Below are 24,763 nucleotides of genomic sequence, written 5' to 3'. Positions count from 1 at the left end.
GGTACCCCTTGTTTTGTATCGCGATGAAATATCTTGTTACTGGCACCGCGACCTGCGGGAGACTTTCCGGCGTGTAACGCACGCCACAGAAGCCATTAGTTTCTAAGTAAAAACAACAATCTGCCGCGTGCCAGAAGCAGCCATGAAGGTGAATTTTCCAAAGACTCTCCGGCCTCTAGGATGGTTGGTATGCGGCAGGTGTATGATTGAGTCGGACGCATCTCAGCGATGATGGCGGTCCGCGTTTTTTGAGCATTTCAACTTTAGCCTCGGCCTGGCGGATGGCAGACGACCGCTCGATCTCGGCGATGTCCTTCACGCGCCGAGATGCGACGAAGTGATAGCAGCGCTCACGAGCTGCGGTCACAGTGACACCAACAAGTGCAAAAATACGAATTAAGATAAACCGAAATAGCAGTGTTGTGCCGTGGTACAGGATTGGTACCACTACGAAGGTTCTGCCCTTGTCGTTTTGGGCACCGAAATGCAGTATCTTAGTTAGGTAACGGAAGTTAGTGATTGCTTTGATTCGCCTGCCGTGAGTTTTAATTCGAGTCAAGAGTGGTGCTGAATTAAAGCTTCGGGAAGTGTAGTCGGGTAAGCGAGCGCTATCGCTTAACGCCGCAGGACAAATGAGAAGGTGCAGCTTCGGGGATGCTCCCCCGGAGAAGGAGATCGGCTGTGTCTGAGCAGGATACAAGGGTTTCGGATTTGGTTGAAATCGCCAAATGCAGTGGAGATCTGAAGCAAAGCTACGGTGAGACGAAGGGAGCGCTTCTGACGGCCTGGCTAGGCCATTTGGCTACTCGTCCTCGATCCGTTGCGCGGCCCTGGTGGATTGCTGCAGGGGCTGCAGCTATCTATGGAGCTTCGAAGCTTTGGTTGCACTAGGGGGCGACGCCATGGGGTACGATCCGGCTTACCTAGGCGCTAGCCTGAACGACCGTGCATACGACGCCGCGATATTAGGCGAAGCCGTATTTAACGCGATCATGCGCCGGAACGCTGCGGCCGGACGGTTAGCAAGCGGTGTCACTCTTGTCATGTTCGGGGAGGCGATCCGAAAGACGTTTGGCGAAGAGTTCGACAAGGCTGCGCTCTTTGCCTTCAACCTGACGGGCGAGAACGGCCCGGACGTCGTGAAACCGCTCGACTACTTTGCCGGCCGGATCGTCGATCTTCTGATGGACAAGATGATTGCTTGTGGGGGAGGGACGGGGCTCGACGAGCCGACCGTTGCCCCTCACTTCAATAAGCTCCGCGTGGAGCTTGGTGAGATGCGGACTCGCAAGGTCAGGGATTTCACGCACGGCATAATGGGGAATGAGCGGATGAAAAAAGATCCGGTCGTGAGCATCGTCAACACTCAGTCGAACAGCCCTGGAGCGGTCCAACAGGTTGGTGTCGGAGAGTTCTCGCAGTCGGCCATTATCCAGCACCATCAGCAGCTGGTGGCAGCAATAGACAGGGCTCTGGCGTCACCTGAGTTTCAGCAGCTGGAGCAAACCCAGAAGGAAGGCTTCCGAGATATCGCGGAAGTCGTGAAGGATGAGGCGGTCAAGCCGGCCCCCGATCCCGTCAAGCTCAAGCGCTGGTCCGAGCGTCTTGTCGGTTTGGCGAAGGAAGTTGGGATGCGTGTGGCCGTCAGTGAGATCGGCCAGGCGATCACGCAGATCCTCGGAGCGGCGATTTAGGTTGCAGGTACCTGCAATCTGGCGGACGAGTTGGGGGGCGAAGCTTGAAGAAGTCACTATGGAAGGGGGCGCTCAACAGCGTCGGCTGGCCATTTTTGCCTTGCCCCAGATGCAACGGCAATCTGCGGATGCTCAAGGATACGCTCAAGTCGAAGATCCCACGTTATGCAAGGACCGACCACTTCGACCCCAATACACCCGATCGGTTCGTGATGCTGTTGGAGTGCGCCAACACCGCGTGCGGCGAAGTGGTGTCAGTTGCTGGAGAGGTGTGGCAGGACCAGGAGGTTACTCCAGAAAACGAGTTGGAGTGGGTGCCTACGTACAGGCCTTACTATATGCGTCCTGCACCGCCGATCGTCGAGGTGCCAAAGAAGACACCAGTCGAGGTGGTGAAGGAGGTGAAGCTGTCCTTCGAGCTCTACTGGGTGGACTACAGCGTGTGTGCATCCCGGTTGCGTACCAGCCTGGAGCGGATGATGGACCACTTTGGTGTCGCAAAGACGCGCATCCAGAAGGACACCAAGAACCCCTCGAAGCCCGGCAAACGTAGGGTGCTCGACCTCTCTGCACGCATCGACAAGTTCGCGAAGAAGGTTGGCACCATCGAGCACTCAGAAACCCTGCATGCACTGCGTACCATCGGGAACCTTGGTGCACACAGCTCGAAGGTGTCACAGGCTGCGATACTCGATGCTTACCAGCTGTACGAGCGTGCTCTGGAGGACCTGTTCAAGGACCGCGGCGAGAGCACTAAGGACATCATCAAGCGCCTCAAGGCTCATAGGTAGGTTGCGTCAACCGCGGTACCAAGGTGGTGTCAGAATGCCCATAATTGTCTCATCGGGTGACACCAAAGCTTCTGGAAAGGCCCGTACAGGGGTTGTACGGGTGGAAAACCCGCACTACAAAGAGTCAACAAGAAGTTGACGACTCAATAAGTCAATCCGGCGGGAGGACGTACGGTGGTCCATCTTAACCAGATGGTAACATGTCCCCAGCGAGGCTCTGGCGAGAGCGACTCGCCATTGAACTCACACTCAGTTTCTGCCGACCGAATTTTGCCGGGTCGGGTACCAGATTTCCGGGGGCGACCCCGGAAATGGCAGAGGGGCCGCCTTGCGGCAGCCCCTCCTTTGTAGGACTACGACTGTCGAGCCTGTCACCGGCTCGGCAGTCCCCTACAATGGGAGCATACGTTCTCCCAACGTCCCAGCCGGAAGCGCCGATAGGCCACCACCCGCACGGGCATGTGCAACGGACAGGACAGCATTTTGTCCCTCCTATTTCACCGATGACGGAATGGTTCCGCCGCCCTTTGGGGCCTGTGATTCAGCGCCCAAACCTTTGAAAAAGGACGGGGCCAGACCGAATCGGTGGTCGCACAAGTCGAAACTACCAAAAAAACAAGAGTCACCGGAAGGCGACTCAGCCGTTCTCCTCCACTAATGAACAGGGATACGTGGGTTTTACTGCCGTAATCACTTGAAGACGTCCTCCTTCGCGCGTTCTGACAGTGCGATTTCGTGGCCGCTGCGGGTGATTACGCCGTTGTTCTTGAGATTCGTCAGCATTGGCGAGATGCTGGCCATCGGGACCTCTCGGCCCTTGATGTGCGTCAGAAAGCTCTGGATCTCGCTGGCCGTCCACCAGGTGTCGCCGCAGTTGCGCATGAGCAGCAGCGTCAGCTGCTCCAAGGTCTCGTTGCCCGTCATGACGTCGCGCACAATCCTGACCAGTCCGGCGCCGCCGTCGTCATCACCTTCGCCTTCCTCTTCCTCCTCTTCTTCCTCCTCGGCATTGGCGAAGTCGCGCTCGGCCTCGACCAGGTCCTGTTGCGTGAACTCGGCGGGGTGGAGCCTGGTCGTGATGCCGTAGGAGCTGGAGGAGAGGAGGGCGTTCATCTCGGTGGAGGCCGTGCCCATCTGCGGCGGCAACACCGTCATCGGCAGCGAGGCCTTCTCGGTCGTGCCCGACAAGCGGAGCAGCACCTTCTCGGCGGTGTAAAGGTCCCGGTCCTCCTCGCATAGGGCGGAGATCTGCGACCAAATCCGCCGCCGCCGGTTCCGCACGCTATCGAGGTTCGGGCTGTTCATTCCTCCTCTGTACCACGAAACCAAGGTTTCGCAAATTCCAAGCCTTTGTTTTCAGACAAGTTTTTGAACAAAACAAGAACATATGTATAAGGATCTCGCGGAGTTCTTCGACAAGAAAAGAAGCACTGCGAGTTTCTTAAGGCCTTAAAAGCGGGATGTCCGAGGTCGACCGCGGGGTAGCGGAGAGCCGACCTGAGCTCGCTTGGGACAGGGCTCTTCTACAACGGTCGGGCTAAAGACACTTTTGAGCGCGAAATGCACCAAAACTCGTTATCCTCCACCGTAACCCGTTCAAATTACAGCAGATGAGTCCGCCCTCCGAGCGCACTAAGGGTATAGACCATTGATGCGAAAGAAGTTTTCGCGATTTTCCTTCCCCACATTGTTACTCTCATCCTAGGTTGTTACTCTCAGCAAATATTACGTTCTCTCCACTGTTGGCAGCGTGTCTTGGTCCAGCGCTTGCTCCTGTAGTGTCGCATCTTCCATTGACTCAACTCCCCGCGACGAAAAACCACGTTTTCCTCGCGAGAGCGCAGTGGCGTAGCCCAGCGTAGAAACGGCGGGCTCGTATTCTGATCCGTCATCGCTCCGTGGTCTCCCAAGCAGGGTTTCCATCAAATGATGTGCCGGTCGGGGCCGACTGGGTCCTTGAGCACGTCCGTTGTCTCGCGCCGATGTCGCTCAATCGCAAACTTGTCACCAGTGTCTTTTCATGTGCGTTCTGCGTTTGCTCCCGTGGCCGTTGCACCTCTATTTGAACGAAGGCGGCGCGAAGCTAAAGCGCGATTTCCTTACGAGAGGATGGTAGAGTAGCCAGCGTGGAAATCGGCGGGTTCGTTCTCTCATCCGTGATCAGTACGGGGGGGCGCGAGCTCGATTCTGACCACGGAAGCGCTGCATGTTTGCAGTAGAGGTGGGCTCTGCACCCGATATTGCGCCCAACTCAAGTTCTTGATCCGCTAAGTACGGGATTCCAACGTCAATCTGCCAAGGCTTCGCGCCCAAAGAGCGTCATCAGGGCGCATCGACGGCGGGCACCAGGGTTAAATCTACAATCTATCAGTGCTAAGCTGATACTGAGCGAAAACCGGAGTCGTAGTTTGGGCGCTCCGCGCTGCCTCACCGAGCAAATCGGGCATGGGAGGGTACGGTGGCCGGAAGGTGGCTTGCAGCCGCATGGCTTTTCTTGGCAGTAACTGCGAGTGCGATTTCTGCCGCGGCTGCAGATGGCGCTGCTCCAGGGCTGAAGCGGATCATCATGTTCAATTCGTACGGCCCAAACTTCAAGCCATGGCGGGACTATTCGACGGCACTCCGACAGGAGCTCGAACGTCAATCGCGCTGGCCGATCGACATCCAGGATTTCTCCGTCGCAACGGCCCGCTTTGAAGACCGGAACGTGGAAGCTGAATTTGCGGACTATCTGCGCGCATTGTTCGCGCGCGGTGCCCCCGACCTCATCGTTGCCTTGGGAGGGCCGGCGGCCTCGTTCGTCCAGCGAAATCGGCCGCAACTGTTTCCGTCCACCCCGATGGTAATGACGGCGGTCGAGGAGCGGCGGGTGCAGCGTTCGGCACTCTCGGACAATGATGCTGTGGTTGCCGTGCGGCAGGACGTTCCTGCGCTGTTTGGGAATATCGTCAGGCTCTTGCCCGCGACAAGGACGATTGCGGTCGTGGTCGGCGATTCTCCGAACGAACGCTTCTGGCAAAATGAGATCCGCAAGGAGCTTGAACCGGTTCTGCCCAACGTGCACTTGCTGTTCTGGAATAGACTTTCATTTGCCGACATTTTGAAGGAGGCGGCTCGCCTTCCGCCGGACAGCGCGATCTTCTGGGTTCAGGTCCAGGTGGATGCGACCGGCGCCAGCCATGAAGGCGAGCAGGCGCTCAAGGAGCTCTACGCCGCCGCCAATGCGCCGATTTTTTCCTATGATGACTCGTTCTTTGGCGGCGAGACTGTCGGCGGCCCGATGACGTCTGCAGGCGACAGTGCCCAGAAGACGTCGGAAGCGGCGATCCGAATCCTGGGCGGCGAGCGACCGTCCGACATCAAGATTCCCACCCTTGAATATGGTCCGGCGAAGTACGATTGGCGGCAGCTCAGGCGGTGGAACATTGCCGAAAGTAGCCTGCCACCTGGCAGCGAGGTCTACTTTCGTGACCCGTCCCCGTGGGAGACCTATCGTTGGCAGATACTCCTCATTGCATCCGTCATCCTCGTACAGGCGGCTCTCATCAGCATCCTCGTCCACGAGCGACGCGGCCGCCGCAAGGCGGAGGTGCAGGCCCGGCAGCAGTCCGCGGAACTCGCCCATGTCAACCGCTACACGATGGCGGGCGAACTCACCGCATCGATTGCGCACGAGCTGAATCAGCCGCTTGGCGCCATTCTGACGAATGCCGAAAGCGCGGCATTGATGCTTCGGTCGCCGAATCCAGACTTAAATGAATTGAACGAGATCATTGAGGACATCAGACGTGACGATGCGCGAGCGAGCGAAGTCATCGTGCATCTTCGGAGTCTGCTCAAGAAGGCGCCGTTCGAGGAGAAGGAGCTGGACCTCAATGACGTTCTCGAGGAAACGGTGACCTTCCTTGCGCCATTGGCGACGGCCCGAAAAGTCGAGCTCGATGCCGTGACGCATTTGGCCCTGCTTCCGATCAAAGGCGACCGAATTCAGCTCCAGCAGGTCATCACAAATCTGATCGTGAACGCGATGGATGCCGTCACCGGCTGCGCCGGCAGCGTCCGCAAGATTGACATCGAGGCTGTACGTGCCGGCAACCGGGCCGAAGTTTCCATCCGAGACCACGGACCAGGCATTCCGTCCGATCAGGTCAAGCGGGTCTTCGAGCCGTTCTTCACCACCAAGCCAGAGGGCATGGGCATGGGGCTGGCGATTGCCCGGACCATCGTCGAAGCTCACAATGGCCGGATCACTGCGGAAAATCAGTCCGGTGGAGGGGCTCAGCTTCGAATCAGCCTGCCGTTGTCGACGGCATAGATTTCCAGGGACGCTGATCCCGGGAATGCGATTGTGCTGTCTGATCGTTCGACCTCTAAAAGATTGATCTGAGTCAAGAGGACCGCGCATCTGCGAGCGAATACCCTTCAGGAGTCTAGTCATTGGCGCGGCCATTGCCGGCGTGCTCTGCCGCTGGCAGCCGAGTATGTTGCGCCGGCCGCGTCCGGGTGAGCGCGGCGCTGCCCGCATGTGAAGGACGCACGTCTCCGTCACTGCCAACCTGGCACACCGCGCATGTCGGGCAGGTGGTGGGCGATACCCTTGTGGCAATCGATGCAGGTCTTTTCGCCGGTAAAGAGGAAGCGCTGATGCGCCTCGGCAGCGCGCGGCGACTGCTTGGTGATGTCCATGGAATCCGCGCTGTGGCAGTTGCGGCATTCCAGGGAATCATTGGCCTTGAAGCGCGCCCACTCGTGCAACGCGAGCTCCAGCCGCTTGTCCTGGAATTTTTCGCGGGTGTCGATGTAGCCGAACAGCTTGCCCCAGACCTCCTGGGAGGCCTGCATCTTGCGCGCGATCTTGTCGGTCCAGTTGTGCGGCACGTGGCAATCCGGGCAGCTCGCGCGCACGCCGGAGCGGTTGGTGAAATGGATGGTCGATTTCAGCTCCTCAAACACGTTCTCGCGCATCTCGTGACAGCTCGTGCAGAATTTCTCGGTGTTGGTCACCTCCAGCGCGGTGTTGAAGCCACCCCAGAAGATAATGCCGGCGAGGAAGCCCGCGAACACCAGCACGCCCAGGCCGAACACGGTACTCGGCCGGATCAGTACGTCGAGCAGCTCGAGCAGGAAGCTCCATGCCCGCCTGATCATGCCCGGCTGCGGGGCTTTGGAAACGACCTCGCTCATCGCTTCCCACCCGGTGTCCCGCGGCTCAGCAGAGTGTCGATGTCGACGAAATCGTTGCTGACAGGCGGATCGCTAACGCTCTGCGGCACGTGACATTCGGTGCAGAAGAAACGCCGCGGCGAGACGGAGGCGAGGAACTGGCCGTCGCGGTCCATGAAGTGGGTGATCGAGACCATCGGCGCCTGCGACTCACCGGTGCGCGCCCTGGCATGGCAGGACAGGCATTTGTTGCTTCGCAGATCGATCTGGTAACCGTCAATCGAGTGCGGGATCACCGGCGGCTGCTCGGGATAATTGCGCACCTCGCGTTCGGCGGTGTTGCGCGTCGGCATCATCGGCGGCGCCGGGCCCTCCTCGTTCAGCGGGGTCGGGCCACGCAGGTCGGAGCTCAGCGTTTGCGCGGCGAGCGTGGCGGTGCCGGCGGCGATCGCGGCGGCGAGCAGAACGATGGCCGTTTTCCCGAGCATGGCAGCTACACCTTTTCAATGCGCACGGCGCATTTTTTGAAATCGGTCTGCAGCGAGATCGGGTCGGTCGCGTCCAGCGTCACCTTGTTGATGAGCTGCGACTCGTCGAACCAGGGCACGAAGACGAGCCCCTTCGGCGGCCGGTCGCGTCCGCGGGTCTCGAGCCGGGTGCGGATGAAGCCTCGGCGCGAGATGACCTTGACCTCGTCGCCGCGGCGCAGCTTCGCCTCCTTTGCATCATCGGGATGCATGAAGCAGACCGCCTCCGGAAACGCCCGATACAGTTCCGGCACGCGGCGCGTCATGGTGCCGGAGTGCCAATGCTCCAGCACGCGGCCGGTGGAAAGCCAGAGCGGATATTCATCGTCGGGCGATTCCGCCGGCGGCTCGTAGGGCAGTGCGAAGATGCGGGCCTTTCCGTCGCCATTGCCATAGAATTGCACGCCGGCCCCCGGCTTCACGAACGGATCCGATCCTTCGCGAAAACGCCACTTGGTCTCCTGTCCGTTGACGACAGGCCAGCGCAGTCCGCGTTCGCGGTGATAGGTGTCGAACGGCGCGAGGTCGTGGCCGTGGCCGCGGCCGAAGATGGCGTATTCCTCGAACAGGCCCTTCTGCACGTAGAAGCCGAACGCCTTCGATTCGTCGTTGGCGTAGCCCTGCTCGATGTCGGACAACGGGAACTTGTCGACCTGGCCGTTCTTGTAGAGCACGTCGAACATGGTCTTGCCGCGGTATTCCGGCTTCTTCGACAGGAGCTCCTCGGTCCAGACTTCCTCGATCTTGAAGCGCTTGGAGAACTCCATGAGCTGCCACAGATCGGACCGCGATTCTCCGGGAGCCGTGACGAGCTGATGCCAGAATTGCGTGCGCCGCTCGGCATTGCCGTAGGCGCCTTCCTTCTCCACCCACATCGCGGTCGGCAGGATAAGGTCGGCGGCAAGCGCGGTGACCGTCGGATAGGCGTCCGAGACCACGATGAAATTGTCGGGGTTGCGGAAGCCCGGATAGGTCTCCTCGTTGATGTTGGGACCAGCCTGCAGATTGTTGTTGACCTGCACCCAATAGGCATTGAGCAGACCGTCCTTCAGCATCCGGCTCTGCAGCACGGCGTGGTAGCCCGGCTTGTCGGGGATGGTGCCCTCCGGCAGCTTCCAGATCGCTTCCGTCTTGTCGCGATGCTCCTTGTTGTTCACCACCATGTCGGCAGGCAAGCGGTGCGAGAAGGTGCCGACCTCGCGCGCGGTGCCGCAGGCCGAGGGCTGGCCCGTGAGCGAGAACGGGCTGTTGCCGGGCTCGGAGATCTTTCCGGTCAGAAGATGGATGTTGTAGACGAGGTTGTTGCACCAGACGCCGCGGGTGTGCTGGTTGAATCCCATGGTCCAGAAGCTGACGACCTTGGTCTTCGGATCGGCATAGAGCTCGGCCAGCGCTTCCAGCCGATTGAGCGGCACGCCGGACATTTTTGCGGCTTTCTCCAGCGTGTAGTCGGAGACGAACTTTGCGTATTCGTCAAAACTCATGTCGGTGGAGTCGTTGGCCTTGGCCGCGCCCGTCGCCTTCTTCTGCAGCGGATGCTCGGGCCGCAGGCCGTAGCCGATATCGGTCTGGCCGCGCTTGAACACGGTATGCGCCGCGACGAAATCCTTGTTCACCCGCCCGGTCTTGATGACGTGGTTGGCGACTGCGTTGAGGATGAAGAGGTCGGAGTGCGGCGTGAAGACGATACCGATGTCGGCGAGGTCGAAGGAGCGGTGCTCGAACGTCGAGAGCACCGCAACGCGCACCTGCGGCGCGGAGAGCCGGCGGTCGGCCACCCGCGTCCACAGGATGGGATGCATTTCCGCCATGTTGGAGCCCCACAGCACGAAGGCGTCGGCGGCTTCGATGTCATCGTAGCAGCCGGCCGGCTCGTCGATGCCGAAGGTGCGCATCATGCCGGCGACCGCGGACGCCATGCAGTGGCGCGCATTCGGATCGATGTTGTTGGAGCGGAAGCCGGCTTTGAACAATTTCGAGGCGGCGTAGCCTTCCCAAATCGTCCATTGCCCGGAGCCGAACATTCCGACACCGCTCGGTCCGCGCTTCTTCAGTGCGTCCTTGAATTTCTCGGCCATCACGTCGAAGGCTTCGTCCCAGGAGACAGGCGTGAACTCGCCATCCTTGTCGTATTTGCCGTTGGTCTTGCGCAGCATGGGCTGGGTCAGCCGATCGTGGCCGTACATGATCTTGGAAAGGAAGTAGCCCTTCACGCAGTTGAGCCCGCGATTGACCTCGGACTTGATGTCGCCGTGCGTGGCGACCACGCGATTGTCCTTGGTCGCGACCATGACGCTGCATCCGGTGCCGCAGAACCGGCACGGGGCCTTGTCCCAAGTCAGTCCGCTGGCCTCTCGCTCGGTCACGAGGTTGGCCGCGAGCGCCGGCACGGGCATGCCTCCAGCCGCTGCTGCGATGGCGGCGGCCTCCAGCTTCAGTATCTGGCGGCGATCGAGCTTGGGTGCGGTCATGGACATTCTCCCGGCGCCGGCCGTCCGCCGGCGTCGATGGCGTGAAAGACGAGTGAGGCCGAGTAGACGTGGGGCAGCAGCGCGATGGCGTTGAGCGTCGATCCGAGCGCGCCGGCCTCAGGCGCATCGATCACCACCACGAGCTTGCCCCGCGGGTCGCGACCGTGAATTTCGCAGCCCGACAGCGCAAGGATTGCCGCTTCGACATCGTTGAGGCGCTCGGGACGGGCCTGCACCAGGATGCTGGCGATCTCTCCGCCGGGCGGCGCCACGACACGCTCGGCGGTCAGCGCACGGCCAGTGATCAAAGCGCGGCGGTCGATGGTGGTTTTGAGCATAATGGCCCTCGCTCAATGCGCCGGGGGCGGACCGGGCGGTCCAACCACCATGTGATAGATCCAGACGGCAAAGCCGTAGCTGCCGACCACGCCGACGGCGAGCGCCGGCATCACCACCGCGGTCAGGAACAGGAACGCGAAAATTTCCATGCGCTTACGGCGCGGTCGTCCAGCGTCGTCGCTTCCGACGGACATGCTGCTGCTCTCTCCAGTGTGGGGATTAAGCGGCATCCGGGCCGCTGCCTCACTACAGACAAAGCGAGGGTGCCAAGCGTAACATTGATCTATATCAATATTCGCCGCGCTCGGCCGCAGGGGGCGCGCCGCGTGAGGGTTGGGACACCCCACCCACGCATCCGCCGACGGAGCAGTTGGTCAAGTCCGAGTTGGTCATCAATCTCCAGGCCGCTAAAGCGCTCGGAATTAGTGAGCCGTCGACGCTGCTTGCCCGCGTTGACGAGAGATCGAACAGCCGTACGTTTTTAGTGCATTGCTCAGATCGCCGACCGAGGAGTGAGCGTGTGTATTGACCTTAGCTCAGCACCGTTGCTTATGGCGGTCGTCCTCGCACGGCAGTAGTGCCACGACCGGGCGGCGCAAGCCAACATTCCCTTTCGGCTGTATCGAGGGCGAGCTGAAGCATTGCGAGGACAGGGTATCACCGTAGATCCTACTTCAAACTCCTGTAGGCTACATCCGCTACATGAGGTTCAGAATCAGATGGATCGTTTGTGGATCGTGGCGCGAACGTGATTTGAAGCCGAACTTGCTGAATACCTTCAGCATCGCCGCATTCTGGGGCAGAACTTCCGCGGTCAATTCCTTTAGCCTCGCGGCGCCCGCGAGCTTGACGAGGTGGCGCATCAGAATGGAGCCTATGCCGCGTCCCTGCCAGGCATCGATCACCATGAAGGCCATTTCGGCTCGTCCGGGTTCGAATACGATGTAGCGGCCGCCACCGACGATCGTTTTTCGGTCCGCGTCCCCGGCGAGCACGACCAGCCCCACATGGTTCTTGAAATCGATGTCCATGAAGAAAGCGCGCTCCTTGTCGGAGAAGTGGCGCTTCATCACGAAGAAGCGGCGCTGCCGCGATTGCGCGCTGGTCTGCTCCAGGGCAGCGAGCATGTCGGCCTCGTCGTCCGCCCGAAGTGCCCGAATTTCGACGGCGGAGCCGTCTCCCAGATGTTCGTGGGCGATGTAGCTGGCGAGGTCCGACATCTGGGCTCCCTTGCCGCACGCCGGGTGGCTATTGAGCGGCATCAGCCGATGAAGCTTCCGGCCGAACGCGATTGTTTGATCTGGATCAAGACGACGTGGCAAAGGCTAGAGCTAGGCTCAGCCACAGTCCAGATGGAGCGTGGCCTTGAAGACACTCCGTCAGCGTTTGACCGGCGAAGACGTGATCCAGCTTGTGATCCGGCTCGGATTGCTCGCGTTGTTGGTCGTCTGGACATTCGTAGTGATCCGTCCGTTCGTGCCGATCTTGGCCTGGGCGATCGTGCTCGCCGTCGCGTTCAATCCGGTCTTTAGCTGGCTTGCCAAGTTGCTGGGCGGCAGCCCGAAGCTCGCGGCGTTCGTTCTCACCGTGATCAATCTTGCCATTGTCATCGGACCGGCAACCTGGCTCGGCCTGAGTGCCGTGGATGGCATCAAGGACATCGCCGGGCAACTCAACGCCGGCGAGCTCGTCGTTCCTTGTCCACCACAGGCCATCAAGACCTGGCCGCTGGTCGGACCGCAACTTTATGAGTTGTGGGACGAGGCCTCGATCAATATCCGCTCGGTCCTGCGCGAAATCGTGCCCTATCTGAAACCGCTTGCGACCACGATGCTCGGCTTTGTGGGCGATGCCGGCTTGGGAACACTCATGTTTCTTCTTTCGGTCGTGGCGGCCGGCTTTATTTTTCCCTACGGGTCGCAGCTCGTGGCAGCGATCCGGGGTTTCCTGGCGCAAATCGTGCCCGAACAGAGTGAGCATTTTCTGAAATTGGCGGGCGCGACGATACGTGCCGTATCTCAAGGGGTCATCGGCGTTGCGGTCATCCAGGCTCTGCTGGCCGGGATCGGGTTCAAGCTGGCCGGCATTCCCGGCGCCGGCCTGCTGGCTTTCGCCGTCCTCCTCCTGAGCATCGTGCAAATCGGCGCGACGATCATCCTGCTTCCGGTGATTGTCTGGGTCTGGTTCGACAAGGACATCCCCGTCGCGCTCGTGCTCAGCGTGTTTCTTGGGATCGTCAACGTGATCGATAACATACTGAAACCGCTGGTGATGGGCCGCGGGCTAACGACGCCGACGCTCGTCATCCTGATAGGGGTGATTGGGGGAACTCTGGCGCATGGGATCGTCGGTCTCTTCGTCGGGCCGATCATTCTCTCGGTCACCTGGGAATTGGCGGTGGCGTGGATCCGTATCGATCGCGCTGATCCGGCAGCGCTGCCGTGAGTGCCGAACGTTGACCTAAATCAACGTCGCCTGGTCCTGAGGCCACTTGAATTGAGACGCGCGACAGAGAGGTCTGAATATGTCGATGGAAACTCCAAACCTGCCAGGCGGACCCCTATCCGGCCTCGTCGCCTCGGGAATCGAATACATGGTCGATGCGGGGCAGCGCAGCGTGCTGTTTCTGGACATCATGCGCCAACGCGGCGACCAGTACCGCGAGCATGTCGCGCAAACGGCTCCGCACGTCCTGCAATATGCCGCAGAATTGATCATCGATGGGCGCAAGCTCGACGAGCCGGTCAACTACGCTCTGGTCCGCATCATTCCGCCCAAGGGAGTCGAGATCGATCTCGAACGGCGTCCATTCATCGTGGTCGATCCCCGCGCCGGGCACGGTCCGGGAATTGGCGGGTTCAAGGCGGACAGCGAGATCGGCGTCGCGATGAACGCGGGTCATCCCTGCTATTTCGTCGGCTTCCTGCCGGATCCGATGCCGGGACAGACCATCGAGCGCATCGCGCGTGCCGAAGCTCTGTTCATCGAGAAAGTCATCAGCCTCCATCCCCAGGCTGACGGTAAGCCCTGCGTGATCGGCAATTGCCAGGCCGGCTGGGCTGTCATGATTCTGGCCTCGCTGCGACCAGAACTGTTCGGACCGTTGATCATCGCCGGCGCGCCGCTTGCCTATTGGGAAGGCGTGCACGGCAAATATCCGATGCGCTACTCGGGCGGTCTATTGGGCGGGAGCTGGCTGACCGCGCTGACCTCAGATCTCGGCGGCGGGAAGTTCGATGGCGCGTGGCTGGTGCAGAACTTCGAGAACCAGAATCCCTCGAACACGCTCTGGACGAAGCAGTACAACGTTTATTCCAAGGTCGACACCGAGGCCGATCGCTACCTCGAATTCGAGCGCTGGTGGGGTGGGCACGTCAACCTGAATGCCGAGGAAATCCAGTTCATCGTCGATGAATTGTTCGTCGGCAACAACCTCGCCGCCGGAAACATCAAGATGTCCGATGGCGCGACGGTGGATCTGCGCAAAATCAGATCGCCGATCGTGGTGTTCTGCTCGGAGGGTGACAACGTCACGCCGCCACAGCAGGCGCTCAACTGGATCCTCGATTGCTATGCCGACGTCGACGAGATCAGGGCTTACGGCCAAACCATCGTCTATACCGTTCACCAAACCGTCGGCCATCTCGGTATCTTCGTGTCGGGCGGTGTCGCCAAGAAGGAGCACGCCGAGTTCTCCAGCAACATCGACTTGATTGATGTGCTGCCGCCCGGGCTCTATGAAGCGACCTTTGAGGCGAGAGGATCGGACACTCTCAATGCCGATCTCGCCGTCGGCCAATGGGTCATGCGCTGCGAGGCGCGGACGCTTGACGACATCCGCGCCATGGGCGGCAATTCTCCTGAGGACGAGCGGCGGTTCGCGGCCGCCAAGCGGGTCTCCGAGCTCAACCTCGCCGCATACCAGAAGTTCGTCCAGCCCTGGGTCAAGTCCATGGTGACGCCGCAAATGGCGGAGTGGGCGCGCAACATGCACCCGCTGCGGCTGCAATACGAGGCCTTTAGCAGCCAGAACCCATTAATGGCCGCGGTGAAGTCGGCGGCCGAGAAGGTCGAGGACAATCGCAAGCCGGTCGCGAGCGAAAATCCCTTTTTGGTGTTCCAGGAGCAGATGTCCAAGCAGATCGTTCACATGCTGGACAGCTGGCGGGACTCGCAGGAGACGCTGAGCGAGGCGATCTTCCTCAACGTTTACGGCTCGCCGGCCCTTCAAGCCGCGGTCGGGATCGATCCGAAGTCCGAGCCGTCGCGCCGGCGCGAGATGTCGCCTGAACACCGCGCCATGCTCGACAAGCGAATCGCCGAGCTGAAGTCGAAGATCGGTGAGGGTGGCCTTCGCGAGGCTGCCGTTCGTGCACTGCTCTATGTGGGCTCGGCGCGCGGCATGGTCGACGAGCGGAGCATCGAGGCGCTCCGTCAGGTTCGGCATGCCCGTGGAGGAGCACGGCTGACCCTGCCCGAGTTCAAGATGCTGGTGCGCGAGCAATTCTTCATGCTGCTGCTGGACCGGGAAGGGGCCCTGGCCGCCATCCCGAAGATGTTGCCCGACGATATTAACCAGCGCCATGCGGCAATCGACGCCATGCGACACGTGCTGTCAGCCAGCGAGGAGATCACCGGCGAGCGCGCGATCCGATTGAAGCGCGTCGCTGAGCTGTTCGGCGTGGATGCAGGAGGGGAGCCGGCTTCGAACGTCGCCCCTTTCGATCCGAAGGCAAAGGCGTCGTAACGCGGATTGGCGGGATTGGGAGTGACACTATGTCGGCCGACATGAAGCAGATGCAGTCCGGCACGAAGTACGACCGCCTGATCGCGGCGGCCAAGGCCGTGCGGCCAACGCCGACCATCGTCGTGCATCCCTGCGATGAAACATCGCTCCGTGGCGCTGTCGATAGCGCGAGCGCTGGTATCATTCGGCCGATCCTGGTCGGACCCGAAGGGAAGATCAGAGACACCGCAAGCACGCATGGCCTCAACATCTCGGGTTGCGAGATTGTCGATGCCGCTCATAGCGATGAGTCGGCCGCCAAGGGCGTAGAACTGATCCATGCGGCCAAGGGTGAAATGCTAATGAAGGGCAGCCTGCACACGGATGAACTGATGCGCGCCGTCACCGCAAAGACGGGCGGCCTGCGCACCGACCGGCGCATCAGCCATGTCTTCGTGATGGACGTGCCGGCCTATGCCGAGACGATCTTCGTCACCGACGCGGCAATCAACATCTTTCCGGATCTCGATGCCAAGCGGGACATCATCCAGAACGCGATCGATCTCTACAACCAGGCTGGCTTCGGCAGGTCGCCACGGGTCGCGATCCTGTCGGCGGTCGAGACGGTCACGTCAAAAATTCCGTCCACGATTGAGGCGGCGGCACTCTGCAAGATGGCCGATCGCGGCCAGATCACTGGCGGCCTGCTTGACGGACCGCTGGCGTTCGACAATGCGATCGACGCCGAGGCGGCGCGGATCAAGGGCATCAAATCCGAGGTCGCCGGTCGCGCGCAAATCCTGGTCGTACCCGACCTCGAATCCGGCAACATGCTGGCGAAGAATCTCGCTTATTTCGCTAAGGCCGATGGCGCCGGAATCGTGCTCGGCGCCCGGGTACCGGTCGTGCTCACGTCCCGTGCCGATTCGGCGCGCTCGCGAATGGCGTCTTGCGCAGTGGCCGCGCTCTATGCGCACGCGCGGCGGCAAAGATCGCCAACGGTCGCCGCGTGACCGCCATGAACACGATCCTTGTCGTCAACGCGGGCTCCTCCAGCGTCAAGTTCCAGGTGTTCTCCGTCGAGGGCGAGGGCACGTTGCGGCGCCAAATCAAGGGGCAGATGGATGGCATCGGCAGCCGCCCGCGCTTGCGCGCAAGCGGCGCGGGTGGTGATCCCTTGGCCGACCGCGCCTATCCGATCGAGGCGGTCCCCGACGTTCCGGCCGCGATGGGCGTCGCAGGCGACTGGCTGCGCAACGAGCTCCGTCTCCAACCGATGGCGGTCGGGCATCGCGTTGTGCATGGCGGACCGGACTATACCCGGCCGGTTCTGATCGACCACGGCGTGGTGGCGCGCCTCGAGCGCTTCGTCAGCCTTGCCCCGCTGCATCAGCCGCACAATCTGGCGCCGATCCGTTCGATCCTGACCAATTTTCCCACGCTGCCGCAGGTCGCATGCTTCGATACCGCCTTTCATCGCACCCACGACGCGGTCGCCGATCACTATGCGATTCCCCATCAGCTTCATGCCGAAGGCGTGCGGCGCTATGGCTTTCACGGGCTATCCTACGAATACATTGCGAAGACCCTGCTGCAGATCGCGCCCGAGATCGCCAAACGCCGGATCATCGTCGCCCATCTCGGCAGTGGTGCATCGATGTGCGCGCTGAGGGACGCACAGAGCGTCGAGAGCACCATGGGTTTCACGGCGCTCGACGGGCTGCCGATGGGGACGCGTCCCGGTCAACTCGATCCCGGAGTCGTACTTTATCTCATCTCCGAGAAGGGGATGTCGGCGTCGAACGTGCAGAATTTCCTTTATCGCGATTGCGGATTGAAGGGGCTCTCGGGCGTCAGCAACGACATGCGCGAGCTGGAAGCCAGCCAAGAGTCCAAGGCGAAGCTGGCTATCGACTATTTTGTTTATCGGATCGGCCTCAGCTCGGGCATGCTTGCGGCCGCTTTGCAGGGTTTGGACGCCTTCGTGTTCACGGCCGGCATCGGCGAGAATTCTGCAAATATCCGTGCACGCGTGGCAGAGCAGCTCGCCTGGCTCGGTGTTGCGATCGATGCAGCCGAGAATGCGCGTCATTCGCGACTGATATCGCGGCCCAATAGTACCATCCCCGTTTACGTGGTGCCGACCGACGAGGAACTGATGATCGCGCAGCACACGCTGTCGCTGCTGATGAACGACCAAGCGCCCAACCCCAGACATGAGAGGGTGTTATGATCCCCGTATTCCCGGATAGCAAAATCGCCCTGAAGGGCAAGAAGGGTCTGATCGTCGGCATCGCCAACGACCAGTCGATCGCCTGGGGCTGCGCGAGGGCGTTTCGCGCCCTCGGCGCCGACCTTGCCGTCACTTACCTGAACGACCGCGCCAGGAAGCATGTCGAGCCGCTAGCGCAGGCGCTGGAAGCCCCGATTTTCATGCCGCTGGACGTGATGGTCGAAGGCCAGACCGAGCAGGTGTTCGAGCGCATCGCAAACGAATGGGGCCAGCTCGACTTCCTGCTGCACTCTATCGCTTTCTCGCCGAAGGAGGCGCTGCACGGCCGCGTCGTGGACGTGAACCGCGACGGCTTCCTGAAGACGATGGACGTCTCGTGCTGGTCATTCCTGCGGATGGCCCATCTCGCCGAGCCGCTGATGAAGAACGGCGGCACCATGTTCACGATGACCTATTATGGCAGCCAGATGGTAGTTGAGAATTACAACATCATGGGTGTGGCGAAGGCGGCGCTGGAAGCGGCCGTTCGATACGCTGCGGCGGAACTGGGGCCGAAGGGCATCCGTGTGCACGCGATCTCGCCCGGACCGCTCGCCACACGTGCGGCCTCAGGCATTCCGGAGTTCGACGAACTGATGGACAAGGCCCAGTCGAAGGCACCGGCGCGCAGCCTCGTCAGCATCGACGACGTCGGCAACGCCACCGCATTCCTGGCACTCGACGGCGCCAAGCTCATCACCGGCGGCGTTCTCTATATCGACGGCGGCTATCACATCATCGATTGAACGCGCTCAGCGATAGTGCAGGGCGATCAGCTCGGCGATGCAGGCGGGCTTCTTGCCGCCATCGATCTCGATCACGAGATGGTAGTTCACGCGCAGGCCATTCGGCGCCACGTCCTCGGCTTCCGCGACCGTGACGCGGCCGCGGAGCTTGGAGCCCGCCGGCACCGGCGCCAGATACCGTATCCGGTCCGCGCCATAGTTCAGGGTGTTACGCAGGCCCTTCAAGCTGATCACCGAGCGGATAAACAGCGGCGCAAGCGCCAGCGACAAGAGCCCGTGGGCGATGGTGGTGCCGCCGGGCAGCTCTTTTTTAGCACGCTCCTGATCGACATGGATCCATTGCTCATCGCAGGTTGCCTCGGCAAACTGGTTGATCCGATCCTGCGACACCTCGACCCAATCGCTGACGCCGATCTCCGTGCCAATGGCGGATTTGATCTCATCGAAGTCGCTGAATATCCGCATGGCCGTGACCTCACAGCTTCATTTCTGGAACGCTGTCGGGAACGACAAGCTCGGCCTCGGTCACCGCCAGGACTTCGCCAACGCTGATGCCGGGCGCGGTTTCCAACAGCGTCGCCTTCCCGTCGGGGAAGGCGATCACGGCCATGTCCGTCACAACCAGATCCACCGGCCGCGCCGACGTCAGCGGCAGCGTGCATTTTGCGACGATCTTCGACTTGCCCTTGGCGGCGTGCTGCATAGCGACGATGACCCGCTTGGCGCCGGTGACCAGATCCATCGCCCCGCCCATGCCTGGCACCATCTTGCCGGGAATCATCCAATTGGCGAGATGGCCGTGCGCATCGACCTGGAGACCGCCGAGCACGGTGACATCGACATGGCCGCCGCGGATCAATCCGAACGACATCGCGCTGTCGAATGTGCAGGCCCCGGGCAGAGCGCTGATCGGCTTGCCTCCGGCGTCAGTCAACGTCGGATGCGCCATGCCTTGCTCAGGGATTGGTCCGGTGCCGATCAGGCCGTTCTCCGACTGGAAGAACACCTTCAGGTCGGATGGGATGTAATTCGCGACCAGCGTCGGAATGCCGATGCCGAGGTTGACGAGGTTGCCGCTCCTCAACTCCTTGGCGACGCGCCGGGCGATGATGGTCTGTGCATCCATGGTCTCACCCGTTCGTAATGAGGTAGTCGACGAGCGGCGCCGGGGTCACGACATGGTCGGGCGCGATCACGCCCACGGGCACGATGTGCTCTGCCGTCACGATCACGGTGTCGGCCGCCATGGCCATGACCGGATTGAAGTTGCGGGACGTCAGTGCGTAGGCAAGATTGCCGAGATAGTCGGCGAGAAAGGCATGTACCAGCGCGAACTGCGCCCGCAACGCAGTCTCGAGCAGGAACGGCTTGCCGTCGACTTCGATCTGGCGCTTGCCTTCCGCGACCAGTGTGCCGACGCCCGTTGCTGTCAGAATGCCGCCGATGCCGCATCCGCCTGCGCGAATTCGCTCGACGAAAGTTCCTTGCGGAACGAGATCGACGGCGATCTGGCTCGCCAGCATCTGCTGCTGCGCCTTCGGGTTGAGGCCGATATGCGTCGCGGTCAGGCGCGAGACCAACGCCGCGTCGAACAATTTGCCGACACCTTTGCCGGGAAGCGCGGCGTCGTTGCAGATCAGCGAAAGGCCGTTCTTTTGCTGCCGGACCATTTCGTCGAGCAGGCGCTCCGGTGTCCCGACACCCATGAACCCGCCGACCATGACGCTGGCGCCGGCCGGGATCATCGCAACGGCTTCTTCGACGGAAACAGCCTTCATGGCGGCAACTCCGGTCACAAGCTACGGCAGCAGCAGGACAATGTTCGCTGGCTGTCACCGCGTTCCTTTGATTTGCATCAAGGCTTCTCATCATTTGAGTCGCGAGCGCCGATGCCTACGCTCTGGAGCATGTCGCGCCACAGCTTGCGCACCTCGGTGTGGCGCCGTTCAAGGGCGGAGGTGACAACGTCGCGAAACGGCAGGAAGTCCGGACCTTTCAGAGAGAGGATTTGCGCCTGCAGCAGGCGGCCGCTTTCGAATTCGATGCGGCGCAGCGCCATGACGAAAGGATCGTTGGGATTGGCTTCCACCGGCAACAGCGCCGCCGGCCGGATTCCCGCGTGAACGGCATGGGCGAGCGTTGCAAGACCGGCTGCCACGGCGAGGGGCCAGTCCGAAATCTCGTAGATTGGAGCAGGATACCAGGCGCTTTCCCAGGCCACGGCCATATAGCCCAAGCCGGGATCCGGCGCCCAACTCGTCGCGCGCAGCAGCAGCGAGACAATTTCGGTCTCGCGGTAAAGCTGTGCGTTCAGTTCGGTCTGCCAAGCCGACTCGAGCCTCGCGGGTAGGCTGAATGCGGACTGTCGGGCCAGAGCGCCGTGGGCGGAGACCAGGAATGCGGAGACACGCGTCTGCTGGTGCGCCGCCACGCGGCCCTCGGAATCGAGGGGGCGGAAGAATCCGCTCATGGCGTCGTCCTCTGCACCGGGATAGCGCGGAGATGGTCGTAGCCTGCTGGAAATGGCGTGAGCTCGCCACCGGGGTCCTCCGGCGCAATCCAGACCGCCTTGTTGCCTTGCCAACGCCCGGCCATCACTTGGTCGGCGAAGCGTGCGAGCAACTCGGCCGTGAGTGCGCTCTTCTCGAGCGTAAAGGCGTGATAGGACTTCGGAATGATCACCAGCGAGCTGTCGGGGATTTCGACGCGCAGGGTTTCGTGCAGGGCGCGCGGCGTCAGGAAGTCGAACTCGCCGTTCAGGATCATTGTCGGCACCGTGATCGACGATAGTCTTGGCGTCAGCGGCTGGAAATCGAGGAAGGACTCCATCAGGTTCTGGAGTGCGTAGACGTCATTGACGAGCCAGCCTTGCCGCTTGACGCCGTCGAGCTTGTCAAGCAACGGCCTCAGCCACTGGTCCGACAGATTCATCGGCAGCAGCAGATCCTGGAGGTAGCTCGTGCCGCCCAGGATCAGGCCGGTGCGCAAGGCATTGCCGATCAGAAGCAGTTGCGGCGACAGCTCCGCAAAGCAGCTCATCGGTACGAGACCGGAGAGCCGGTCGCCGTGCTCGATCGCATAGCGCAGGGCGATCAGTCCGCCAAAGCTGATGCCGCTCAGGAAGATCGGACCGTCGCCGAGCTCGCCGATCAGGAGGTGAAGCGCGGTGACCTGGTCGTCTTGGCTGATGAACAGAGCAGGCTTGTCGGAGCCCCCCTGGCCGAGCAGATCGAAGGTGGCGACGCGAAAGCGCCGCGCCAGCAGGGCGTCACGGTAGGCCGTCCATAACTCGGCATATTGCGTGAGTCCGTTCACGAGCACATAGGCCGGAGCATCGGCCGGCCCATCAAGCTCATAGCGTATCCGATACGAGCCATGATTGAGGAACGGCATTGCGGGGACCGGGCGGCGTTTTAATCGTGACATCCTCAACCTCCGCAAGCGGAATCCATTGAGCTAAATCAAGACTCGCCCGCTCGTCCCGCCTAGCCTTCGGCCAAAATCCGCTGGGAGGAATCCGTCATGACCGGGAGACGTTTCGTGAAGCGCTGCGTCGTCAGCCTGATCTTGCTGATGGTCGGCACTGCTCTCGCAGTTGCACAACCCTTCACCCGCCGCTCGTCGCAGATGCAGCATGACGGGCTGAAGAAGTACTATGAGATCGCCAACTTCCGCCTGGGCGGGAAGTACGATTTGAACGATCCCTCGAAGTGGGAGAATGGCGGCGAGGGCGGCATCACCTTGGAATCGCTCGGTGGCGGCAAGCTGCGCACCGGCTACATCGCGATTGGGAATGCGCGGCGCAATGCGGCCGGCGAGATCACCAATGCGGTGGTGATCAATTCCTATTATTCCGGCGACTCCACCGACATGTACGAGCAGTGGGTCAAGGGCGCGGCCCTGTCGGGCGGCGTACCCGTGATCGGACCTGGCCGTCCCATCGATACCGATCGGTACTACGTCATCATGGTCGATCCGCTCGGCACCTGGGGCGCCAGCAAGCCGTCCGACGGGCTCGGCATCAAATTCCCGCAATACAGCTACTACGACATGGTGCAGGCGAACTACCGCATGCTGCGCGACAGTCTGAAGGTTGCGCACGCCGCGTTGGTCACCGGCGTCTCGATGGGCGGCACGCAGACGTATGTCTGGGGCGTCATGCATCCGGACTTCATGGGCGGACTGATGCCGATCGGCGGCACCACGCAGTCGGACGCCGGGGACCCCGTCGGAAACTGGACCTTCCAATTGATGACGGCGGCGATCGAGTCGGACCCGGTGTGGCAGGCCACCGAGGGCGACTACTACAAGCTGCCCAAGGAAAAGCACCCTCTGCAGGGCATGGCGTTCGGCTGGTCGGTGCTCGGCCTGACCGGCTATGATTTCGGATACAGGACGACCCAGAGCTTCGCGTCGGTACAGCCGGAAGTCTTCTACTGGGATCCGCCGAATGAGAAGGCCGGTCTCAACGTCGTCAACCGATCCAAGCTGTATGACGCGGTGGACCTGGTCTGGCGCAACCGGGTCGGTGAGACCCACAACGTCAACCCTTATCTCGGCCGCATCCAGGCGCGCACGCTGGTGATGCACATCACCAACGACCTCTGGCTGAACTTTAAGCTCGCGCAGCGTGCCGTCGAGCGCGTGCCGGGTGCCGATCTCATCGCCGAAGAGAGTCCCGTCGCTCACTACGGCGTGTTCCCGCTAATCAACAACCGCAAGAACGATCCGAAGTTCGTCTCGTTTATGGACGACGTTGCAAGCCTCGACCGCGCGCAGCAGTTCGTCGACAAGAACTATCGCGTGCCCGGCGTGGCCGAGACTATCGATCCCAAGACGTCGTTCTGGAAGGACAACGTGACCTACCCCTATCCGGTCAAATACGCGACCGCGAAGGACAAGGGCGGCACGTCCTGGCAGATCGGCTACATGGACGAATACGCCGGCACCGACAAGGATCCGAAGGTGCTCGTCATCATCCATGGCAAGGGCGCATTCGGCGGCCACTATGGCAACATCATGCAGTATGCCCTGCGCAGCGGTCTGCGTGTGATCGTGCCCGACCTGCCGCATTACGGCATGTCCGGACCCGGCAATCTCGACAAGAGCCCGGCGCGCACCATGCAAGACATGCGCGAGGTCATCTATGATCTCGTGGTCAACCAGCTTGGGATCAAGAAGGCATACTATCTTGGCCACTCACTCGGGGGTCAGTTCGTGATGGGCTATGCGCTGACCTGGCCGGATGCGGTGCAGGCTCTCGCCCTTGAAGCGCCGTCGGGTCTCGAGGAATATCCGCGCGATATCACCGTCGCAAAGGACAAGAAGCTGAGGCTATTCGACTCGGCGTTCGACCACGACTTCGACAAATGGAAGGCGACCTGGGACCAGACCGGCATCCTCGCCGCGGAGACGGGGCGTTCGGAGCAGAACATTCGCGACTTCTTCTATTTTAGGAAGCGTGACCCCGACACTGGTACGGCATCGGCAGCCAAGAGCGGCTATTTCTTCAGCGACAGCGAATATGCCCGCTTCCACACCGAGCAACGCGTCGGGTTGACCAAAGGCAATCCGAAGGAGCTCGCGCAGTGGTGCAACGTCTTCATCTACGATGTCTATACGATCGGGGCGGAACTCCAGCAGGACGATCCGAAGAACCTTTACGAGCGGCTGACCCAGATCAAGGTGCCGATCTTCCTGGCATTCGGAGACAAGGAGCCATTCATTCCGACACCCGCGTTTAACGGGCTGACGGACCTCGGGCGTGACGTCATCACGCCCTTCATGTCGCGCATGACCAATGCCGGCAACCGGCCGATCCTGAAGGTCTATCCGGAAACCGGGCACTTCATCCATACGGATAATCCGGTCGAATACCCGGCCGACGTGGTCGATTTCGTGACCCGGGGAACGGTGGACACGTCGTCGCCGCTTGGCACGGAGCGCATGATCAAGGGTGCTGCGGTTGCCGCCTTGCCCGTGGCACCGACTCCGCCGGGTGCCGCGCCCACGGCCGGTCTGAACAAATAAGGCC

General features: G+C 61.3%; 21 protein-coding genes. 9 read left to right on the top strand and 12 right to left on the bottom strand.

What is annotated here, in order from left to right; genetic code table 11:
- Positions 1-902: 902 nt before the first annotated feature.
- Both JJB99_RS23615 and JJB99_RS23610 read left to right on the top strand, forming a co-directional pair.
- Positions 903-1,694 (top strand): hypothetical protein, encoded by a 792-nt coding sequence (locus JJB99_RS23615; RefSeq protein WP_200494695.1) that lies wholly within the window; start codon positions 903-905, stop codon positions 1,692-1,694.
- A 44-nt stretch (positions 1,695-1,738) separates the two neighbouring features.
- Positions 1,739-2,485 (top strand): DUF4145 domain-containing protein, encoded by a 747-nt coding sequence (locus JJB99_RS23610; protein ID WP_200494694.1) that lies wholly within the window; start codon positions 1,739-1,741, stop codon positions 2,483-2,485.
- A 690-nt stretch (positions 2,486-3,175) separates the two neighbouring features.
- On the opposite strand, the gene JJB99_RS23605 is transcribed toward JJB99_RS23610, so the two are convergent.
- Positions 3,176-3,790, bottom strand: coding sequence for a hypothetical protein (locus tag JJB99_RS23605; RefSeq protein WP_200494693.1), 615 nt, complete (start codon positions 3,788-3,790; stop codon positions 3,176-3,178).
- 1,153 nt (positions 3,791-4,943) lie between these two features.
- Between JJB99_RS23605 and JJB99_RS23600 the strand changes: the two genes are divergently transcribed.
- Complete coding sequence (locus tag JJB99_RS23600; RefSeq protein WP_246774956.1) at positions 4,944-6,800, top strand: sensor histidine kinase; 1,857 nt, start codon at positions 4,944-4,946, stop codon at positions 6,798-6,800.
- 230 nt (positions 6,801-7,030) lie between these two features.
- Here the strand turns inward: JJB99_RS23600 and JJB99_RS23595 are convergent, their stop codons facing one another.
- The 6 genes from JJB99_RS23595 to JJB99_RS23570 form a co-directional block, all read right to left on the bottom strand.
- On the bottom strand, positions 7,031-7,669 hold the full coding sequence (locus tag JJB99_RS23595; RefSeq protein ID WP_433995728.1) for a NapC/NirT family cytochrome c: 639 nt from the start codon (positions 7,667-7,669) through the stop codon (positions 7,031-7,033).
- Positions 7,666-8,136, bottom strand: coding sequence for a nitrate reductase cytochrome c-type subunit (locus JJB99_RS23590; RefSeq protein ID WP_200494692.1), 471 nt, complete (start codon positions 8,134-8,136; stop codon positions 7,666-7,668). Before JJB99_RS23590 ends, JJB99_RS23595 begins: the two co-directional genes overlap by 4 nt.
- 5 nt (positions 8,137-8,141) lie before the next feature.
- The gene (napA, locus tag JJB99_RS23585; RefSeq protein WP_200494691.1) at positions 8,142-10,646 is read right to left on the bottom strand and encodes a nitrate reductase catalytic subunit NapA; all 2,505 of its coding nucleotides are present in this window, start codon (positions 10,644-10,646) and stop codon (positions 8,142-8,144) included.
- Positions 10,643-10,984, bottom strand: a complete 342-nt coding sequence (locus tag JJB99_RS23580) for a chaperone NapD (RefSeq protein WP_200494690.1) — start codon at positions 10,982-10,984, stop codon at positions 10,643-10,645. Before JJB99_RS23580 ends, napA begins: the two co-directional genes overlap by 4 nt.
- Before the next feature lie 12 nt (positions 10,985-10,996).
- Complete coding sequence (gene napE, locus JJB99_RS23575; protein ID WP_200494689.1) at positions 10,997-11,179, bottom strand: periplasmic nitrate reductase, NapE protein; 183 nt, start codon at positions 11,177-11,179, stop codon at positions 10,997-10,999.
- 504 nt (positions 11,180-11,683) lie between these two features.
- On the bottom strand, positions 11,684-12,205 hold the full coding sequence (locus tag JJB99_RS23570; protein WP_200494688.1) for a GNAT family N-acetyltransferase: 522 nt from the start codon (positions 12,203-12,205) through the stop codon (positions 11,684-11,686).
- Positions 12,206-12,350: 145 nt separating this feature from the next.
- Here JJB99_RS23570 and JJB99_RS23565 point away from each other — a divergent pair, with 145 nt between their 5' ends.
- From JJB99_RS23565 to fabI, 5 genes are all read left to right on the top strand, one after another.
- Complete coding sequence (locus JJB99_RS23565) at positions 12,351-13,430, top strand: AI-2E family transporter (RefSeq protein ID WP_200494687.1); 1,080 nt, start codon at positions 12,351-12,353, stop codon at positions 13,428-13,430.
- A gap of 79 nt (positions 13,431-13,509) precedes the next feature.
- Entirely contained in the window at positions 13,510-15,732 is a 2,223-nt protein-coding gene (locus JJB99_RS23560; protein ID WP_200494686.1) for a DUF3141 domain-containing protein, read from the top strand.
- Positions 15,733-15,761: 29 nt separating this feature from the next.
- Entirely contained in the window at positions 15,762-16,724 is a 963-nt protein-coding gene (locus JJB99_RS23555) for a phosphate acetyltransferase (RefSeq protein WP_200494685.1), read from the top strand.
- Positions 16,725-16,729: 5 nt separating this feature from the next.
- Entirely contained in the window at positions 16,730-17,944 is a 1,215-nt protein-coding gene (locus JJB99_RS23550; RefSeq protein ID WP_200494684.1) for an acetate/propionate family kinase, read from the top strand.
- Positions 17,941-18,729: an enoyl-ACP reductase FabI gene (fabI, locus tag JJB99_RS23545; protein WP_200494683.1), complete on the top strand. Its 789-nt coding sequence runs from the start codon at positions 17,941-17,943 to the stop codon at positions 18,727-18,729. The genes JJB99_RS23550 and fabI overlap by 4 nt, the downstream gene beginning before the upstream one ends.
- A gap of 6 nt (positions 18,730-18,735) precedes the next feature.
- Here fabI and JJB99_RS23540 read toward each other — a convergent pair whose 3' ends face one another.
- The 5 genes from JJB99_RS23540 to JJB99_RS23520 all read right to left on the bottom strand — a co-directional run bounded on the left by JJB99_RS23540 (position 18,736) and on the right by JJB99_RS23520 (position 22,122).
- Entirely contained in the window at positions 18,736-19,194 is a 459-nt protein-coding gene (locus JJB99_RS23540) for a MaoC family dehydratase (RefSeq protein WP_200494682.1), read from the bottom strand.
- Between the two features lie 10 nt (positions 19,195-19,204).
- Positions 19,205-19,855 (bottom strand): 3-oxoacid CoA-transferase subunit B, encoded by a 651-nt coding sequence (locus tag JJB99_RS23535; protein WP_200494681.1) that lies wholly within the window; start codon positions 19,853-19,855, stop codon positions 19,205-19,207.
- 4 nt (positions 19,856-19,859) lie between these two features.
- Positions 19,860-20,507: a CoA transferase subunit A gene (locus tag JJB99_RS23530; RefSeq protein ID WP_200494680.1), complete on the bottom strand. Its 648-nt coding sequence runs from the start codon at positions 20,505-20,507 to the stop codon at positions 19,860-19,862.
- 77 nt (positions 20,508-20,584) lie between these two features.
- Positions 20,585-21,199 (bottom strand): hypothetical protein, encoded by a 615-nt coding sequence (locus tag JJB99_RS23525; protein WP_200494679.1) that lies wholly within the window; start codon positions 21,197-21,199, stop codon positions 20,585-20,587.
- Positions 21,196-22,122 carry an alpha/beta fold hydrolase gene (locus tag JJB99_RS23520; protein ID WP_200500266.1) on the bottom strand — a complete coding sequence of 309 codons (927 nt, stop codon included), beginning with the start codon at positions 22,120-22,122 and terminating at the stop codon, positions 21,196-21,198. Before JJB99_RS23520 ends, JJB99_RS23525 begins: the two co-directional genes overlap by 4 nt.
- A gap of 129 nt (positions 22,123-22,251) precedes the next feature.
- Here JJB99_RS23520 and JJB99_RS23515 point away from each other — a divergent pair, with 129 nt between their 5' ends.
- Complete coding sequence (locus tag JJB99_RS23515; RefSeq protein ID WP_200494678.1) at positions 22,252-24,759, top strand: alpha/beta hydrolase; 2,508 nt, start codon at positions 22,252-22,254, stop codon at positions 24,757-24,759.
- Positions 24,760-24,763 lie beyond the last annotated feature (4 nt).

It is taken from the genome of Bradyrhizobium diazoefficiens (assembly GCF_016616235.1).
Taxonomy (GTDB): Bacteria; Pseudomonadota; Alphaproteobacteria; order Rhizobiales; family Xanthobacteraceae; genus Bradyrhizobium; species Bradyrhizobium diazoefficiens_H.
Note: the sequence above shows the minus strand (reverse complement) of the source record. Positions and strands in the feature narration are given on the sequence as shown.

Excerpts from the sequence above, each read along its gene's own strand:
- JJB99_RS23615 (WP_200494695.1), top strand. The coding sequence starts at position 903 with ATGGGGTACGATCCGGCTTACCTAGGCGCTAGCCTGAACGACCGTGCA.
- JJB99_RS23605 (WP_200494693.1), bottom strand. The coding sequence starts at position 3,790 with ATGAACAGCCCGAACCTCGATAGCGTGCGGAACCGGCGGCGGCGGATT.
- JJB99_RS23595 (WP_433995728.1), bottom strand. The coding sequence starts at position 7,669 with ATGAGCGAGGTCGTTTCCAAAGCCCCGCAGCCGGGCATGATCAGGCGG.
- JJB99_RS23590 (WP_200494692.1), bottom strand. The coding sequence starts at position 8,136 with ATGCTCGGGAAAACGGCCATCGTTCTGCTCGCCGCCGCGATCGCCGCC.
- napA (WP_200494691.1), bottom strand. The coding sequence starts at position 10,646 with ATGACCGCACCCAAGCTCGATCGCCGCCAGATACTGAAGCTGGAGGCC.
- JJB99_RS23580 (WP_200494690.1), bottom strand. The coding sequence starts at position 10,984 with ATGCTCAAAACCACCATCGACCGCCGCGCTTTGATCACTGGCCGTGCG.
- napE (WP_200494689.1), bottom strand. The coding sequence starts at position 11,179 with ATGTCCGTCGGAAGCGACGACGCTGGACGACCGCGCCGTAAGCGCATG.
- JJB99_RS23570 (WP_200494688.1), bottom strand. The coding sequence starts at position 12,205 with ATGTCGGACCTCGCCAGCTACATCGCCCACGAACATCTGGGAGACGGC.
- JJB99_RS23560 (WP_200494686.1), top strand. The coding sequence starts at position 13,510 with ATGTCGATGGAAACTCCAAACCTGCCAGGCGGACCCCTATCCGGCCTC.
- JJB99_RS23555 (WP_200494685.1), top strand. The coding sequence starts at position 15,762 with ATGTCGGCCGACATGAAGCAGATGCAGTCCGGCACGAAGTACGACCGC.
- JJB99_RS23550 (WP_200494684.1), top strand. The coding sequence starts at position 16,730 with ATGAACACGATCCTTGTCGTCAACGCGGGCTCCTCCAGCGTCAAGTTC.
- fabI (WP_200494683.1), top strand. The coding sequence starts at position 17,941 with ATGATCCCCGTATTCCCGGATAGCAAAATCGCCCTGAAGGGCAAGAAG.
- JJB99_RS23540 (WP_200494682.1), bottom strand. The coding sequence starts at position 19,194 with ATGCGGATATTCAGCGACTTCGATGAGATCAAATCCGCCATTGGCACG.
- JJB99_RS23535 (WP_200494681.1), bottom strand. The coding sequence starts at position 19,855 with ATGGATGCACAGACCATCATCGCCCGGCGCGTCGCCAAGGAGTTGAGG.
- JJB99_RS23530 (WP_200494680.1), bottom strand. The coding sequence starts at position 20,507 with ATGAAGGCTGTTTCCGTCGAAGAAGCCGTTGCGATGATCCCGGCCGGC.
- JJB99_RS23525 (WP_200494679.1), bottom strand. The coding sequence starts at position 21,199 with ATGAGCGGATTCTTCCGCCCCCTCGATTCCGAGGGCCGCGTGGCGGCG.
- JJB99_RS23520 (WP_200500266.1), bottom strand. The coding sequence starts at position 22,122 with ATGCCGTTCCTCAATCATGGCTCGTATCGGATACGCTATGAGCTTGAT.
- JJB99_RS23515 (WP_200494678.1), top strand. The coding sequence starts at position 22,252 with ATGACCGGGAGACGTTTCGTGAAGCGCTGCGTCGTCAGCCTGATCTTG.